Source organism: Paraburkholderia sp. J11-2, assembly GCF_905220185.1.
Classification (GTDB): domain Bacteria; phylum Pseudomonadota; class Gammaproteobacteria; order Burkholderiales; family Burkholderiaceae; genus Paraburkholderia.
Genome location: NZ_CAJMYY010000061.1, coordinates 1 through 14,859 on the forward strand (window position 1 = coordinate 1; position 14,859 = coordinate 14,859).

The 14,859-nt window shown below is 63.8% G+C and carries 17 protein-coding genes; all 17 read left to right on the forward strand.

Annotated features, from left to right (window positions below; genetic code table 11):
• Positions 1 to 394 precede the first annotated feature (394 nt).
• Positions 395 to 1,801, forward strand: a complete 1,407-nt coding sequence (locus U5A57_RS40725; protein ID WP_321917940.1) for an MFS transporter — start codon at positions 395 to 397, stop codon at positions 1,799 to 1,801.
• Between the two features lie 53 nt (positions 1,802 to 1,854).
• On the forward strand, positions 1,855 to 2,655 hold the full coding sequence (locus U5A57_RS40730; protein ID WP_321917941.1) for an N-acyl homoserine lactonase family protein: 801 nt from the start codon (positions 1,855 to 1,857) through the stop codon (positions 2,653 to 2,655).
• A 12-nt stretch (positions 2,656 to 2,667) separates the two neighbouring features.
• On the forward strand, positions 2,668 to 3,453 hold the full coding sequence (locus U5A57_RS40735) for an SDR family oxidoreductase (RefSeq protein WP_321917942.1): 786 nt from the start codon (positions 2,668 to 2,670) through the stop codon (positions 3,451 to 3,453).
• On the forward strand, positions 3,443 to 4,828 hold the full coding sequence (locus tag U5A57_RS40740; RefSeq protein ID WP_321917943.1) for an MmgE/PrpD family protein: 1,386 nt from the start codon (positions 3,443 to 3,445) through the stop codon (positions 4,826 to 4,828). Before U5A57_RS40735 ends, U5A57_RS40740 begins: the two co-directional genes overlap by 11 nt.
• Positions 4,829 to 4,859: 31 nt before the next feature.
• On the forward strand, positions 4,860 to 5,783 hold the full coding sequence (locus U5A57_RS40745; protein WP_321917944.1) for an NAD(P)-dependent oxidoreductase: 924 nt from the start codon (positions 4,860 to 4,862) through the stop codon (positions 5,781 to 5,783).
• A gap of 52 nt (positions 5,784 to 5,835) precedes the next feature.
• Positions 5,836 to 6,162: an NIPSNAP family protein gene (locus U5A57_RS40750; protein WP_321917945.1), complete on the forward strand. Its 327-nt coding sequence runs from the start codon at positions 5,836 to 5,838 to the stop codon at positions 6,160 to 6,162.
• A gap of 12 nt (positions 6,163 to 6,174) precedes the next feature.
• A complete protein-coding gene (locus U5A57_RS40755; protein ID WP_321917946.1) occupies positions 6,175 to 7,062 on the forward strand; it encodes an NAD(P)-dependent oxidoreductase in 888 nt (295 codons plus the stop codon).
• A gap of 22 nt (positions 7,063 to 7,084) precedes the next feature.
• Positions 7,085 to 8,515: an aldehyde dehydrogenase family protein gene (locus tag U5A57_RS40760; protein WP_321917947.1), complete on the forward strand. Its 1,431-nt coding sequence runs from the start codon at positions 7,085 to 7,087 to the stop codon at positions 8,513 to 8,515.
• A gap of 135 nt (positions 8,516 to 8,650) precedes the next feature.
• Positions 8,651 to 9,046 (forward strand): carboxymuconolactone decarboxylase family protein, encoded by a 396-nt coding sequence (locus U5A57_RS40765; RefSeq protein ID WP_321917948.1) that lies wholly within the window; start codon positions 8,651 to 8,653, stop codon positions 9,044 to 9,046.
• 168 nt (positions 9,047 to 9,214) lie between these two features.
• A complete protein-coding gene (locus tag U5A57_RS40770) occupies positions 9,215 to 10,564 on the forward strand; it encodes an MFS transporter (RefSeq protein WP_321917950.1) in 1,350 nt (449 codons plus the stop codon).
• A 31-nt stretch (positions 10,565 to 10,595) separates the two neighbouring features.
• A complete protein-coding gene (locus tag U5A57_RS40775) occupies positions 10,596 to 11,501 on the forward strand; it encodes an NAD(P)-dependent oxidoreductase (RefSeq protein WP_321917952.1) in 906 nt (301 codons plus the stop codon).
• A 20-nt stretch (positions 11,502 to 11,521) separates the two neighbouring features.
• A complete protein-coding gene (locus U5A57_RS40780) occupies positions 11,522 to 11,917 on the forward strand; it encodes a cupin domain-containing protein (protein ID WP_321917954.1) in 396 nt (131 codons plus the stop codon).
• Between the two features lie 78 nt (positions 11,918 to 11,995).
• A complete protein-coding gene (locus U5A57_RS40785; RefSeq protein WP_321917956.1) occupies positions 11,996 to 12,787 on the forward strand; it encodes a carboxymuconolactone decarboxylase family protein in 792 nt (263 codons plus the stop codon).
• A gap of 1 nt (position 12,788) precedes the next feature.
• The gene (locus tag U5A57_RS40790; RefSeq protein ID WP_321917957.1) at positions 12,789 to 12,983 is read left to right on the forward strand and encodes a hypothetical protein; all 195 of its coding nucleotides are present in this window, start codon (positions 12,789 to 12,791) and stop codon (positions 12,981 to 12,983) included.
• 11 nt (positions 12,984 to 12,994) lie between these two features.
• Positions 12,995 to 13,708: a 2,3-bisphosphoglycerate-dependent phosphoglycerate mutase gene (locus U5A57_RS40795; protein WP_321917959.1), complete on the forward strand. Its 714-nt coding sequence runs from the start codon at positions 12,995 to 12,997 to the stop codon at positions 13,706 to 13,708.
• Between the two features lie 110 nt (positions 13,709 to 13,818).
• The gene (locus tag U5A57_RS40800) at positions 13,819 to 14,505 is read left to right on the forward strand and encodes a GntR family transcriptional regulator (protein ID WP_321917962.1); all 687 of its coding nucleotides are present in this window, start codon (positions 13,819 to 13,821) and stop codon (positions 14,503 to 14,505) included.
• 18 nt (positions 14,506 to 14,523) lie between these two features.
• Positions 14,524 to 14,859, forward strand: a 336-nt coding sequence (locus tag U5A57_RS40805) for an aldehyde dehydrogenase family protein (protein ID WP_321917961.1), incomplete at its 3' end; no start/stop codon positions are given.

Genomic DNA, 14,859 nt, shown 5'->3' on the forward strand with positions numbered 1-14,859 from the left:
GATAAGAATACTTATCTTCATAGCTGTATCAAGCCGGCACATTCTCGCGAAGAACATGGACTTGTCGCGTGCTTCGGCTGGCCGGAGCGGCCGCAAAGAAATCCTGCAAGACGCTCAAGCCGGCCGCTCGACTCGGTCTCTGTGCGATAGGCGCAACCGTCATTCCGCACGGCCGTCCGGCATCCATTCCCGCCGCCATCTCGATCGCACGCAACGGTAAGCCGGTCAGGTCGATGGCTGCATGACTGTCGCCGCCCCACCTCCGTGTGCAGATAATAGTCTTCTTGACGGATTGTATGACAGGAATATAATCTGCCAGAAGACGAGCGGTCAGCCGTCTGGCGAAGGCGGCCGCTGGCTAGCAAAAAAACGCCCACATGACGGAGACAGCATCATGCAGATGGAAGTCAACATCGGAGCGCGCCTGGACAAACTTCCCTTGTCCGGCTTCCATTGGCGCCTGCTGGGGCTGATCGCGGCCGGAATGTACTTCGATTCGTTCGACATCTACATCGCCGGAACGGTGCTCGCAGCGATGATCCACAGCGGCGAATCCACGCTGGGTCTGAACGCGACGTTCGTCTCTGTCACCTTCATCGGCATGATGACGGGCGCGTGGCTCTCTGGGGTGCTCGGCGACCGGTTTGGCCGCCGCTTCTGCTATCAGTTCAACCTTGGCATCTACGGCTTCGCGTCGATTGCCGCGGCGTTAGCACCGTCAATGTACTGGCTGATCTTCTTCCGTCTTGTGATGGGCATCGGCATGGGCGCGGAAATCGTCGTCGGATACGGCACGCTCAGCGAGTTTATTCCCGCGAACTGGCGCGGCCGCTTTGGCACGATCCTCAATCTGATCATCAACACGTCGCTGTTTCTGTCGACCTTCCTTGGCTGGCTCATCGTCCCGCACTACGGCTGGCGCTGGATGTTTGCGATAGCGGGATGTGGCGCGCTGTTCGTCTGGTTCCTGCGCAAGTCAATGCCGGAGTCGCCGCGTTGGCTTGCTGCGCGTGGACGCAACGCCGAAGCGCGGCAGATCGTCGAGCGCATCGAGGCGGCGTGTGGCGGCACCGCGGACAGCACGGTCGGCGCCACGGAGTCTCCTGCTCGCGAGTCCTATGCGAGCGATTCGAGCGAGGCCGCCCGGCTCGGTGACCTGTTCTCGCGCCGCCTGCTGACGCGCACGATCACGGCCATTACGGTTCTCGTCGCGCTGTTCACCGTCAATTACGCATTCGTCAGTTGGATACCCACGTTCCTCGTCAAGCAGGGACACAGCGTGTCGAACTCGCTCGGTATCACGGCGCTGATGTTCGCGGGCGGTCCGGTGGGCTCGCTGATCGCATTTGTGCTTGCCGAGCGCGTTGGTCGAAAGTGGGGCATCGTCTTGTTTTCGCTCATATGCGCGGGCTTCGGCATCGCCTATCCCTTCGCGCAGTCGGCGGTGGCCATTACGGCGCTGGGCTTTGCGATCACGGCCGGCATCTACGTGCTGTCGTCCTTCAGCGTCGCCACGTATGTGCCAGAGCTGTTCCCGACTGAACTGCGGTTACGCGGCTCGGGCCTCGCCAACACGGTAGGCCGTGCGGTCAGCATCGTCGTGCCATATGCGGTGGCGAGCGCCTTCATGCGCTTCGGCATCTCTGGCGTACTGGCGCTGATTGTCAGCACGCTGCTGATACAGGCGCTGATCGTCGGCGTGCTCGGGGCGGAAACGAAGCACCGCTCGCTCGAAGCGATCGCCGCCGACGCCGCGAGCGAAGAAGCGCTGGAAGGAAGCGCGCGGACTGCGACGCAGTGAAGGGCTACGCAAGGATTTCCACACGGATTAGCAGACAAAAGGACACTTTAGACATGTCATTGCCCGTTGAGAACTACCGGATCTACGCAGTCAAGTACGCGCATTTCGAGCGCCGCTCAGGCGACAACTTTATTGGCGGCGACTCCCACGACGTGCCGATGCCGCTTGATTACTTCGTATGGGCGGTGGTTGGACAGACACGCACGTTCATCGTCGACACAGGCTTCGACCAGGCGATGGCCGACAAGCGCGGCCGCACGATCACGAACAGGGTCGAACACGGCCTCAAGCAGATCGGCATTCGCGCCGGTGACGTCGAAGACGTGATCATCACGCACATGCACTACGATCACGCGGGCAATCCCTCGCTGTTCCCGCGCGCGCGCTATCACCTTCAGGATCGGGAGATGGCGTATTGCACGGGCCGCTGCATGTGTCATCACGCGCTGAGCCATCCGTTCGAACCGGAGGATGTGAAGTCGATGGTCGGCCGTCTGTTCGAAGGGCGTGTGCAGTTCCATGACGGCGCGTCGGAGATCGCGCCGGGATTGAGCGTGCATTGGGTCGGCGGACATACGAACGGCCTGCAGGTCGTCCGAGTGCATACGCAGCGCGGCTGGGTCGTGCTGGCATCGGACGCTTCCCACTTCTACGCGAACATGCAGGAGCATCGGCCCTTTCCCGTCGTCTACAACGTCGGCGACATGCTCGAAGGTTATGAAGCCGCACATCGGCTGGCGAGCTCGCCGAATCATGTGATTCCCGGCCACGATCCGGCGGTGCTGACGCGCTATCCGTCGCATGACCGTGAGACGGAAGGCTGGATCGTGCGGCTCGACGCAGAAACGCGCTAAGCGAGGCGTCAGATGATCTTGAAAGGCAAGAGCGCGCTCGTCACGGGTTCGTCGAACGGCTTGGGTCTCGCCATGGCGCGAGCGCTGGCGGGCGCGGGATGCGACATCGTCCTGCACGGGCTCGAAACGCCCGGGCAGATGATGCGCACGATAGACGAACTGGAGCACGTGTTCGATGTGAACGTCGCGTATGTGCAAGCCGATCTCGCGACGCCTGCGGGTGTCGATACGCTGATCGCTGCGGCGACAGAGCGCGTGCGCTCGCTCGACGTGCTGATCAACAATGCCGTCGTCCGGCATTTCGCGGGCATCGAGGCGTTTGCGCTCGATCACTGGAACAGTGCGCTCGCCGTGAACCTCACGGCCGCGTTCCGCGCGATCCAGCTGGTGTTGCCCGGCATGCGCGAGCGCGGCTGGGGACGCATCTTCAACATGACATCGGTATACGGCGCGCGCGCCGTCGCCAATCGCGTCGACTATGTGACGACCAAGACGGCGCTTCTCGGGCTCACGCGCTCGGTGGCGATCGAAACCGTGGGTCAGGGCATCACGTGCAACGCGATCTGTCCGGGCTCGGTGCTCACGCCGAACATCGACGGCCGCATCCATGCATTGATGGACGAACGCGATCTGAATCGCGGCGATGCGGTGCGCGAATTCCTCAAGGGCAAGCAGCCGACTGGCGAACTCGTCGACGCTGCGCATGTCGGCGATATGGTCGTGTTTCTGTGCGGCCCGTCGGCCAGCCAGATCACGGGCGCGATGATGCCGATCGAAGGAGGCTGGCTTGCAGGCTGATCCCATCGATGCACGCGCTCTGCAAAACGGCGAACTGACCCGCGCACTCGCGCGCTTCGCGGCAGATACGCAGTGGCGCGACGTGCCTGCTGCTGTGCGCAGCGAAGCGAAACGCTCGCTCGTCAATTACTTCGCTGTCGCGCTGGCGGGTTCGCACGATCCCACGCTCGACAAGGCCGTGTCCATCTACGGACGCTTTTGCGCCGGCAACAATGCGACCGTCGTCGGCCGCAGCGAACGCACGGACATGCTGAATGCGGCCGCGCTCAACGCGATGAGCGCGAACGTATACGACTTCGATGACACGCATATCCCGACCATTCTCCATCCGACGGCGCCCGTCGCCGCCGCGCTGTTCGCGCTCGCCGAGTCGCATGCGATGAGCGGCGAGGCGCTGCTGCTCGCATTTGTGATCGGCGTGGAAGTCGAGTGCCGCATCGGCAACGCGGTGTCGCCCGAGCACTATCAGCGAGGCTGGCACATCACGTCGACGTGCGGCGTGTTCGGCGCGGCGGCTGCCGTCGCGAAAGCGCGCGGACTCGGTGAGGAGGCCATCGTGTGGGCGCTCGGCAATGCGTCCGCTCAGACGGGCGGACTGGTCGAAACGCTCGGCACGATGTCGAAGAGCATCAGCGTCGGCAACGCGGCGCGCAACGGGCTGCTTTCTGCGCTGCTCGCTGAAGACGGCTTTTCGGGCCCCGTTGCTCCGCTCGAAGGCGAACGCGGCTTCCTGCGCGTGACGGCGTCGACGCCGCACTGGCGCGAACTCACGCAAGACCTCGGGCGCGAGTGGGCGCTGCTGAAGAACACCTACAAGCCGTATCCGTGCGGCGTGGTGCTCAATCCGGTGATCGATGCGTGCCTCGATCTGCGTCGCAACGCGCGCTGGTCCATCGACGATATCGAAGAGATCGAGCTGACAGGGCATCCGCTGCTGCGCGAGCGCACCGACCGGCCAGGCGTGCGCACGGGCCGCGAATCGCAGGTCAGCGCGCAGCATGCCGTGGCCGTGGCGCTGTCGCGCGGCAAGGCCGGACTCGAAGAATTCACCGATGCCGCCGTGGCCGATCCGTCGCTGCGCGCATTGGCGAGCCGGCTGCGGTTCGTCGGTGACGCTGCGTGGCCCGTGGAGTCGGCACAAGTGACGATCGCGCTGCGCTCGGGCGAACGCCTGACGAATCGCGTGCAGGCTGCGCGCGGCAGTCTCGCCGCGCCGCTCGCCAACGTCGAACTGGCGGACAAGCTGCATCGGCTCGCGGCCTATGGTCGCTCGGGTGTCGATGCGCAACCGCTTGTCGACACACTATGGAAGTTCGATGCCGAGCCCGATGCGGCCGCCGTGGTGCGTCTCACGCGCGCCCGGGGTTCGGATTAACGCAGAGACCCTTTAATTTACGAGGATTGTCATGTCGAGTAGTCAGGCATCAAGTCAACAGAGCGGTCGCCTGCTTGGTTTCGTCGGCGTCGGCACGATGGGCCGGCCGATGGCGCGGCGGCTGATCAATGCGGGGCATTGCCTCATCGTGTACGACCGCGATCAAGCGGCCGTCGCTGAACTGGAGGCGATTGGCGCGCAGGCGGCGGCATCGGTGCGCGAAGTGGCCGACAGTGCGCATACCGCGTTCACGAGCTTGCCCACGCCCGCGATCTTTAAACAGGTCGCGCTCGGTGACGGCGGACTCATCGAAGGCAGCGCGATCAAGATTCTGGTCGATTTGTCCACGGTCGGCTCGCGCATCGAAAAGGAAGTCGCCGAAGGGCTGCTGGCAAAGGGAATCGAAACCGTCGATGCGCCTGTCAGCGGCGGCGCGGCAGGCGCAGCGAAGGGCACGCTGGCGATCATGGCGGCGGGCAATCCCGTCGCGCTCGAAGCTGTGCGCGGCCTGTTCGACGTGCTGGGCAAGGTCTTCGTCGTGGGCGAAAAGGCTGGGCAAGGGCAATTGCTGAAGCTCTTGAACAACATGCTGTCGTCGACGGCGTTCGCGATCACGTCCGAGGCGTTCGTCGCGGGCATGCGCGGCGGCCTGGACCCGGAGGTCATGATGTCGGTGATCAACGCGGGCAGCGGCAAGAACGGCGCGACGCTCGACAAGTTTCCAAAGCACGTGCTGCCGCGCACGTTCGATTTTGGCTTTCCCGTCGGCAGTGTCTGCAAGGATATCGGCCTTGCCGTCGACGAATGCCAGGCGCTCGGCGTGCCGATGTGGGTTGGCAGTGTCGCGCGCCAGGTGTGGAACTACGCCGCAATGCAGGACGGCACGGCGCGCGACATGACGGAACTCGTCAAGTACGTCGAACGCTGGTCGTCCATTGAAGGCCTCGCGGACTGAGCCGCCTTTCTTGCTGACACTGCGAGCCAGCAACACAACCACGGAGAATCACATGATCGTTGAAATGCGCATCTATCACTGCGCGCCCACACGCCTGCCAGCTTTGCTCGACCGTTTCACGTCCACCACGCTGGGCTTTTTCGAAAAATACGGCATCGAGCAGATCGGCTTCTGGACCACGCTGATCGGCCCCAGCAACCATGCGCTCACATACATGCTGAAATGGGAAAGCCTCGCTGAGCGCGAGCAGAAGTGGAACGCGTTTCAGGCCGACGCGGAATGGATCACGAAGCGCGCCGCGACGGAAGCAGAGAGGCCGATCGTCGAGCGCATCGAAAATCACTTCCTGACACCGACCGCGTTTTCCGCGCTGCGCTAAGAGAGGGATGTCATGACACAACCCAAGCGAATTGGTTTCATCGGGCTCGGCATGATGGGCGCGCCGATGGTGCAATGCCTCGTCAACGGCGGCTTCGACCTGTTCATCGACGACGCCGATGCTGCGCGCGCCGACACGCTCGCGACGCAAACGGGCGCGCAACGTCTGAACAAGGACAATGCCGCGTCACTCGACGCATTGATCACGATGCTGCCGAATTCGGCCATCGTCGAAAGCGTGCTGCTCGGCGGCGGCGCGGATGGCTGGGCGAGCCTGCTCGCGAAGGGCGCCGTCGTGATCGACATGAGTTCGTCGGAACCGGAACGCTCGCGCAAGCTTGGCTCGGTGCTCGAAGAGCGCGGCCTCGCGTATCTCGATGCGCCTGTGTCGGGCGGCGTGAAGAAAGCGAAGGAGGGGACGCTCGCGATTCTCGTCGGCGGTAGCGCAGAGGAGCTCGCGCGGTGCAAGCCCGTGCTCGAAGCGATGGGCAAGAGCATTCTGCACATCGGCGGCGCGGGCGCGGGGCATGCGGCGAAGGCGCTGAACAACTATGTGTCGGCGGCGGGACTGGCGGCGACGGTCGAGGCACTGCATGTCGCGCAGCGCTTCGGCATCGAGCCGGGGGTGATGACGGATGTGCTGAACGCATCGTCGGGCCGCAGCAACACCTCGGAAAACAAGGTGAAGCCGTTCATGTTGAGCGGCACGTTCGCCTCCGGATTCGCGCTGCAATTGATGAACAAGGATCTGAAGATCGCACGCTCGCTCGCGCAGTCGGTCGGCTATCCGATGACGCTCGGCATGACCTGCACGGCAATGTGGGACGAAGCCGCGCAACGTTCCACGCCCGCGACCGACCACACCGAAATGTACCGCCTGCTCGATGACGATGCGCACTGATATTTCTGCTCTGGAGCCTGCCATGTCACATGCCGCGCAGTTTTATATCGACGGACGCTGGGTCGAGCCCGCGTCACCACGATGGTTCGACATCATCGATCCGTCCACTGAAGCGCCGTTCGAGCGTCTCGCGCTCGGCAATGCGCAAGACGTCGAATTCGCCGTCGCCGCTGCGCGCCGTACGTTTCCCGCGTGGTCTGCGACAAGCGTGGCCGAGCGCGTCGCGATGCTGCGGCGCGTGCTGGCAATCTATGAGCGCCGCTACGAAGAATTCGCGGAGGCGATGCGCCGCGAAATGGGCGCGCCCATCTCTTTCGCGCGCAGCGGCCAGGCGGCTCGCGGCCCGGCGCATCTGAACGCGCTGATCGACGTGCTCGAGCGCTTCGAATTCGAAGAGCAGCGTGGCAACACGCGTGTCGTGCTCGAAGCGATCGGCGTGTGCGGACTGATCACGCCGTGGAACTGGCCCGTCAATCAGATCGTCGTGAAGATTGCGCCCGCGCTCGCGGCCGGTTGCACGATGGTGCTCAAGCCCAGCGAATATTCACCGCTGAGCGCATTGCTGTTCGCCGAGGTGCTGGACGAAGCGCAATTGCCCGCGGGCGTGTTCAATCTCGTGAACGGCGATGGTCCGGGCGTCGGCGAAGCGATTGCGGCGCACCCGGATATCGATATGGTTTCGTTCACGGGTTCGACGCGCGCGGGCGTGATCGTCGCGCAGTCGGCCGCGCCGACGGTCAAGCGCGTTGCGCAGGAGCTGGGCGGCAAGTCCGCGAACATCCTGCTCGATGACGCCGACCTCGAAGAAGCCGTGAAGCGCGGCGTCGCCGCGTGCTTTACGAACTCGGGCCAGTCGTGCTCGATCCCCACACGCATGCTGGTGCCGCGTCAATTGATGAACGATGCCGCGCAGATCGCGAAGCGCGCGGCGGAATCCTACCGCGTCGGGCCGACCGAAGATCCGTCCACGCAGCTCGGGCCGCTCGTCAACCGCAACCAGTTCGAACGCGTGCAGGCGTTGATCAAGAAGGGCATTGACGAAGGCGCGCGGCTTGTGACGGGCGGCACAGGGTTGCCTGCCGGCATCGAGAAGGGCTACTACGCGAGGCCGACCATCTTCGCCGACGTCACGCCCGGCATGACGATCGCGCGCGAGGAAATCTTCGGGCCGGTGCTCTCGATGATGCCCTACGACAGTGAAGAGGAAGCCATCGCGATTGCCAACGGCACCGACTATGGTCTCGCCGCTTACGTGCAATCGGGCGACATCATGCGTGCCCGTAAGGTGGCCCGTGCGCTGCGGGCGGGCGGTGTGCATCTGAACTATCCACCTGCCGATTTCAATGCACCGTTTGGCGGCTACAAGCGCTCGGGCAACGGCCGCGAGTGGGGCGAGGCAGGCCTGCGCGAATACCTGGAAACGAAGGCATTGGTCGGTTACGGCGCGGACTAAGCGGCACGCGGCCGGATGTGAACCGGACGCGTGCCAAAAAATTTTGCGTGTTTTGATTGTATGACAATCATCGTGTCAGGCAGTCTGAGTGCGCGGAGCAACTGAACGGGTTGAGCAACTGGGAGGACCTTGAAGATGGACAGCAACGAACGTTTCGACAAAGGCTTTGAAAACCGCAAGGAAGTGCTTGGCGCAGCGCACGTGGAGAAGTCGTGGGCCAACGCCGACGACTTTAACCGGCCGATGCAGAAGTACGTCACGGAGTGCTGCTGGGGCGATATCTGGGGCGACAACACGCTGCCGTTCAAGACGCGCAGCCTGCTGAACCTCGGGATGCTCACGGCGATGAGCCAGCATCACGAACTGTCCGTGCACGTGAAGGGCGCGCTGCGCAACGGCGTGACGAAGGATGAGATCCGCGCAGTGCTGATGCAGGCGGCCATCTACTGTGGCGTGCCGCTCGCGCTGGCGGCGTTCCGCGTTGCCACGGACGCGATCAAAACGTACGAAGCGGAGACTTCGACGGTTTGACGTTGCGGCGCACGCCTTCCCGGCGCGCGCAAGCAGTAGGTCGAGACGGCCCAACATCAACGTACACAGACCACGCACCGCACACAGCGGGCAATCAATGCAACTAGCTTGCATGGGACCAGAACGGTGCTCCTAAAGCGCCGGCTCTGGTCCCCAAAGGAGACAACGATGAAGACACTTACGGCGAGCGACGTCGTACAGTCCGAAGGCGAACAGACGATCGAAACGAAAAGGCGCAACGCCATCAAAGGCGCGTTCTTCTCCGAGTACATCGACATGTTCGACATTTACCTGCCCGTCGTCGTACTGTCGCCGGTGCTGGCGTTCTTCCAGCCGCCGCATCTGTCGGGCGGAATGGAGACGATTCTCGCGTCGCTGGTGTTCATCACGACGCTGCTGGGTCGGCCGATCGGCGCGCTGCTGTTCGGGATGGTCGCGGACCGCATCGGGCGCCGCAAGGCGTCGATCTGGTCGGTGTCGGGCTTCGGCGTCGTCACGCTGCTGATCGCGATGCTGCCGGGCTACGAGAGCATCGGCATCGCGTCGTACTGGGCGCTCGTGTTATTGCGCTTCGTCGACGGCATCTTTCTCGGCGGCGGCTATACGGGTGCGATGCCGCTTGCGATCGAGTATTCGAAGAAGGCGCAGCGCGGCTTCGTGGGTGGCTTCATCATCGCGGGCTTTCCCGCCGCGTATGTGTCGATCAATCTGATCGCCATGCTGATGTTCTGGTTCTTTCCGCTCAGCGGCATGCACTCGCCGTATGCGCAATGGGGCTGGCGGATTCCGTTCGTGCTGGGCGCCGTGCTCGCGGGCGCGCTGGCGATGTACTACGTTCACAAGGTCGCCGAATCGGAGATCTGGAAGAGCGAAACAGCCGAGAAGGTCGATCAGCCCGAAAAGCTGCCGTTGACGGACCTGCTGCGCGGCAAGAGCGGACGCAACCTGCTCCAGGTGCTGATCATGATGACGGGCTTCTGGCTCACGCAGAACATCATCACGATTTTCCTGCCGACGGGGCTGCTCGTGAAGACGCTGCATCTGACCGGCTTCCAGATGACGTCGACGCTGATGATCACCTACTTCGTGCTGTTCTTCAGCTATATCGGCTCGGGCATGCTCGCGCAGGTGATCGGCCGGCGGCGCTTTTTCGCCATCGTCGGCCCGCTGATCGCGACGGTAGGCGCTGCGCTGCTGTATGTGCTCGCGAACGTCGACGGGCTGTCACTGCCGGCGATCATCGCGCTGGTCTGCGTGCTCGCCGTGCTCGTCACATCGCCGTGGGGCGTGATCGTCACGTACATCAACGAACGCTTCGTCACCGATGTGCGTGCAACAGGCTTCGGCGTGGGCTTCAGCCTCTCGGTGATCATCCCGTCGTTCTACGCGTTCTACATGGACTGGCTGAGCGCGTTCATGCCGTTGCGGCTGACGTCTGTGGTGCTGCTGTGCATTGGCGGACTGATCGGCGCCGTCGGCGCGCTGATGGGACCGGAAACGAAGGATGTCGACTTCTGACGAATGACCTGACTGTAAGGGAATAGCGCAAATGAACAAGGAACGGATCGGATTCATCGGTCTCGGCAACATGGGCGGCCGCATGACGCGGCGCCTCGTCGATGCAGGCATCGCAGTGCTTGGCTACGATACTGTGCCCGGGCGCGTGGAGGCAGTGGGCGCGCAGGCCGCGTCCACGATAGCGGACGTCATGAAGTTTGCCGACGTCGTGATGCTATCTCTGCCGGACAGCAAGGTGGTCGAGGCCGTCGTCGAAGGCGAGGGCGGCGTGCTGGCGAATTGCCGCGCTGGACAGATCGTCGTCGACCTGAGCACGGCGGCGGCCAGTTCGACGATACGGCTCGCGCAGCGCTTCGCGCAAGGCGGCGTCCAGTATGTCGACGCGGGCATCTCGGGCGGCGCGACCGCCGCAGAGAAGGGCACGCTGACGCTGATGGTCGGCGGCGAAGCGAGCGCTGTCGCAGCGCTCGAATGGGCCTTCGCGCCGATCGCCACGAAGGTCGCGCACATGGGCGAAAGCGGTGCGGGCCATACGACCAAGCTGCTGAACAACTTCCTCAACGCGGTGAGCCTCGCGGCGAGCGCGGAAGTGATGGTGGCGGGCAAGAAGGCGGGACTCGATCTGCATTTGCTGCTCGATGTGCTCAACAGCAGCAGCGGTGTGAACTTCGCGACGCTGAACCGCTTTCCGAAGATCGTCGACGGCGATTATCTGGAAGGCGGCCTGACGGGCAAGTTGATGACGAAGGACGTCGTGCTCTACGTCGACCGCGTGCGCGAGCTGGGCGTGGTGTCGCTGAACGCGTCGGGGCCGCTCGCGAGCTTTGGCCTCGGCACGGCGCTCGGCTATGGCGATGTGATCAGCAACCGGGTCGTCGATGCGATCGGCGACGTTTCGGGCGGCGTGCGGCTGTTCGATGGAAAGCGGAAAGTTTGACGAGAAGAGGAGACGCAGTCATGAAAGTTTTTCACGGCAGGGCAGAAGGCAGGATGTCGGAGCAGCGCGGCGAAACGTTCTCGGGTACGGTGTGGGCCGACCCCGTGATGCCGACGACCGACGGCGTGACCGTCAACACGGTGTTCTTCGCGCCGCGCGGCCGCACCTACTGGCACACGCACGAGCAGGGCCAGGTGCTGCAGGTGACGGCGGGCAAGGGCTGGATCTGCAAGGAAGGCGAGGCGCCGCAGGAAATCCGCCAGGGCGACATCGTGTTCATCGGACCCAACGAGCGCCACTGGCACGGCGCGAGCGACGGCAGCTACATGGTTCATATCGCCACGTCGATCGGCAAGTCGATTTGGCAGGAAGAAGTGTCGGAGGCCGACTACCCGAAGGGGCTCGACGCACGCTGACGCAAATTTCGGAACGCGGCGCGGGCCGCGTTCCGTGCGCGCAGCCATTTGACCATCGCCATCACGAGGAACGACTGAATGAATCAGGCAGACCAGCCGGCGCGCGAGCCACGCAAGCCGCAGCAGATCAAGGACGATTTCGTGCGCGTGCACGGCGGCTGGAGCGCCGCATGGGACAGCATGCTTCGTCTCGACGCGGGCTTTGTCGATGCCTATGTTCAGTTGTCCGCGGTGCCGCAGCGAAGTAATCATCTCGGCGACAAGGTGCGCGCCTTCATCGCGCTTGCCGCCGACGCGTGCGCAACGCAGCTATACGGCCCCGGTGTCGCGCATCATCTGGAGCGCGCGCTCGCATTCGGCGCGACGCGTGAAGAACTGATGGAAGTGCTGGAGCTGATCAGCACGATCGGCATTCATACGAGCAATGTCGGCGTGCCCGTACTGCTCGAAGTGCTCGAAGAAGAAGGGCTGCGCGCGGGACCTGCACCGCTCGACGAACGGCGCCGCGCGCTGAAGGAAGCGTTCGAAAAGAATCGCGGCTATTGGCATCCGACATGGGAAGGCCTGCTCGAGTTCGACCCCGACTTCTTCGAGGCGTATGTCGTGTTTTCGTCGGTGCCATGGCGCACGGGCGTGTTGAGCCCGAAGATCAAGGAATTCATGTATTGCGCGTTCGACGCGTCGTCGACGCATCTGTACGTACCGGGGCTCAAGCTGCACATGCGGAACGCGTTGCGCTACGGCGCGAGCGCGGAAGAACTCATGGAATTGCTCGAGATCGTCAGCACCACCGGCATTCACGGCGCGGAACTCGGCGCGCCGCTGCTCGAGGCGGCGCTGGAGAAACGGCGCGCGACGGCGACGTCCTGAGATGCCGATCGAAGACGACAGCACGAAGCTGGCGCACGGCACGGCGCGCGCATCCACGCGGCCAGCCAGGACGCCGTGCGTACGCGAGCCCAACTCGATGTACCGGGCGCTCCAGATGTCGCCGCTGTCGCGGCTAGCGTCGAATGGGAACGAGCAGGCGCACGTCCGCGCGTCCGCGATTCTGGGCCACAACTAGACGAGGTCCGCATGGCGGAATGCGCAACGCTCGTGGTCCTGCGCCACGCCCAGTCGGAATGGAATCGCACGAACCGCTTCACGGGCTGGATGGACGTGCCGCTCTCGGAGCTGGGCATCGCGCAGGCGACACGCATCGGCGAGCAGATGCGCGCGCGGTCGATGCGGTTCGATCTGGCCGTGACTTCGGTGCTGAGCCGCGCGGGGCACTCGCTCGATCTGATCATCGGACGGTGCGGCGCGCCCAGTCGGCCTGTCGTGCGTTCGTGGCGGCTGAACGACCGCCACTACGGCGCGCTGACGGGCATGGGCAAGGACGCTGCCGCAGCGTCGTACGGCGCGGCACAGGTACACATATGGCGGCGCGGCTTCGCCGCGGCGCCGCCGCCGCTCGACGCGCAACGGCAGCAGGCCATCGTCATGCAATTCGACGAGGCGTCGCTGCCGCACCCCGACGCGCTGCCGCGCACCGAGAGCCTGCGCGATACGCTCGATCGCGTGCTGCCGTTATGGGAAAGCACTGTGACACCCGCGTTACGCAAAGGTGAATCGGTGCTGATGGTCGCGCACGGCAACGCGTTGCGCGCCCTGTTCAAGCATCTGGACGGAATCGACGATATGCAGATCCCTTCGCTCGAAGTCGCGCATGCCGAGCCGCTCGTGCTCCGGTTCGACGAAAGCCTGCGAATCGTATCGCGCACCGGGCTCGGCTCCCTGCCGCGATGACGCGAGCCCGACGCGCATTCGCCGATGCGGATTTATACGCACCGACCGCTTGAAACGGGCGGCCGTGAAGTATCATATGGGTTGGATTTTTGTCGGACGGGAAGACAATAATGTCGACTGATATGGGGTTGATCCGGCCTGAGACGCTGCGTCACCAGGTCGAAAACGTGCTGCGGCAGGCGATCATGAGCGGCCGCTTCGCGCCGGGCGCGCGGCTGATCGAGCGTGAACTGTGCGAGACGCTGGGCGTGAGCCGGACCTCCGTGCGCGAGGCGTTGCGCAAGCTGGAGGCCGAAAAGCTCGTGCGCAACGTGCCGCACAAGGGGCCCGTGGTCGCGGTGATGTCGCGCGACGAGGCGGTCGAACTCTATGCGCTGCGCGCCTTGCTGGAGGGCTTTGCGGCGCACGAGTTCGCACGGCTTGCCAGCGACGAGGCCATCGCGCAATTCGGCGAGGCGGCGAAGATGCTGCGCGCCCAGGCGACGGCGCAGGACCAGGATGGCGTGCTCAAGGCCAAGGCGGCGCTCTACGACGTGCTGCTCGACAACTGCGGCAACCATCTCGTGAAGGAAATCCTCAACAGCCTTTACTCGCGCGTGAATCTGCTGCGCGCGACTTCGCTGATGCATCCCGAACGGCTGCCGAGCAGCCTGCGGGAAATCGACAAGCTCCACAAGGCGCTGAAGTCGCGTGACGCGGACGAGGCGCAGGAACTGGCCCGGCAGCACGTGTTGAATGCGGAAAAGGCGGCGTTGCGTATGCTGGGCGAGCAGGACGAAGACGATGTTTCTGTGTGACTCCATATCCGCTGGGACTTGCCTTCAGCCCTCACTTTGGCGCTGTCTCCGAAGGGTGCGTTAGACGCGCGCTTTCGTCATTTTGGCCAAGCACCTGTGTGTGCAAATCGGCTTTTCGTCCACGAGGACGTCTACGAAAAGTTTGACTCGAGGCTAGCCTCGAAGGCGACTGCACTTCATATCGGCAATGGCTTCGCGGACGGCGTACACATCGTTTCGCTCATCAGCGACTCCGCAGTGGTGCACATTGAAGAATTGGTGAAGCAGGCGGTCCTGTCCGGCGCGAAGGGCGCTTTGCGGTTGGCGTCCCGGTCGACCTACTTTCGGCCCACAGTACTGACAGCCGTCGATCAG

Coding starts and splice junctions, on each gene's coding strand:
- U5A57_RS40735 (WP_321917942.1), top strand. CDS start 2,668: ATGATCTTGAAAGGCAAGAGCGCGCTCGTCACGGGTTCGTCGAACGGC.
- U5A57_RS40795 (WP_321917959.1), top strand. CDS start 12,995: ATGGCGGAATGCGCAACGCTCGTGGTCCTGCGCCACGCCCAGTCGGAA.
- U5A57_RS40765 (WP_321917948.1), top strand. CDS start 8,651: ATGGACAGCAACGAACGTTTCGACAAAGGCTTTGAAAACCGCAAGGAA.
- U5A57_RS40730 (WP_321917941.1), top strand. CDS start 1,855: ATGTCATTGCCCGTTGAGAACTACCGGATCTACGCAGTCAAGTACGCG.
- U5A57_RS40745 (WP_321917944.1), top strand. CDS start 4,860: ATGTCGAGTAGTCAGGCATCAAGTCAACAGAGCGGTCGCCTGCTTGGT.
- U5A57_RS40725 (WP_321917940.1), top strand. CDS start 395: ATGCAGATGGAAGTCAACATCGGAGCGCGCCTGGACAAACTTCCCTTG.
- U5A57_RS40785 (WP_321917956.1), top strand. CDS start 11,996: ATGAATCAGGCAGACCAGCCGGCGCGCGAGCCACGCAAGCCGCAGCAG.
- U5A57_RS40755 (WP_321917946.1), top strand. CDS start 6,175: ATGACACAACCCAAGCGAATTGGTTTCATCGGGCTCGGCATGATGGGC.
- U5A57_RS40750 (WP_321917945.1), top strand. CDS start 5,836: ATGATCGTTGAAATGCGCATCTATCACTGCGCGCCCACACGCCTGCCA.
- U5A57_RS40800 (WP_321917962.1), top strand. CDS start 13,819: ATGTCGACTGATATGGGGTTGATCCGGCCTGAGACGCTGCGTCACCAG.
- U5A57_RS40780 (WP_321917954.1), top strand. CDS start 11,522: ATGAAAGTTTTTCACGGCAGGGCAGAAGGCAGGATGTCGGAGCAGCGC.
- U5A57_RS40775 (WP_321917952.1), top strand. CDS start 10,596: ATGAACAAGGAACGGATCGGATTCATCGGTCTCGGCAACATGGGCGGC.
- U5A57_RS40790 (WP_321917957.1), top strand. CDS start 12,789: ATGCCGATCGAAGACGACAGCACGAAGCTGGCGCACGGCACGGCGCGC.
- U5A57_RS40770 (WP_321917950.1), top strand. CDS start 9,215: ATGAAGACACTTACGGCGAGCGACGTCGTACAGTCCGAAGGCGAACAG.
- U5A57_RS40760 (WP_321917947.1), top strand. CDS start 7,085: ATGTCACATGCCGCGCAGTTTTATATCGACGGACGCTGGGTCGAGCCC.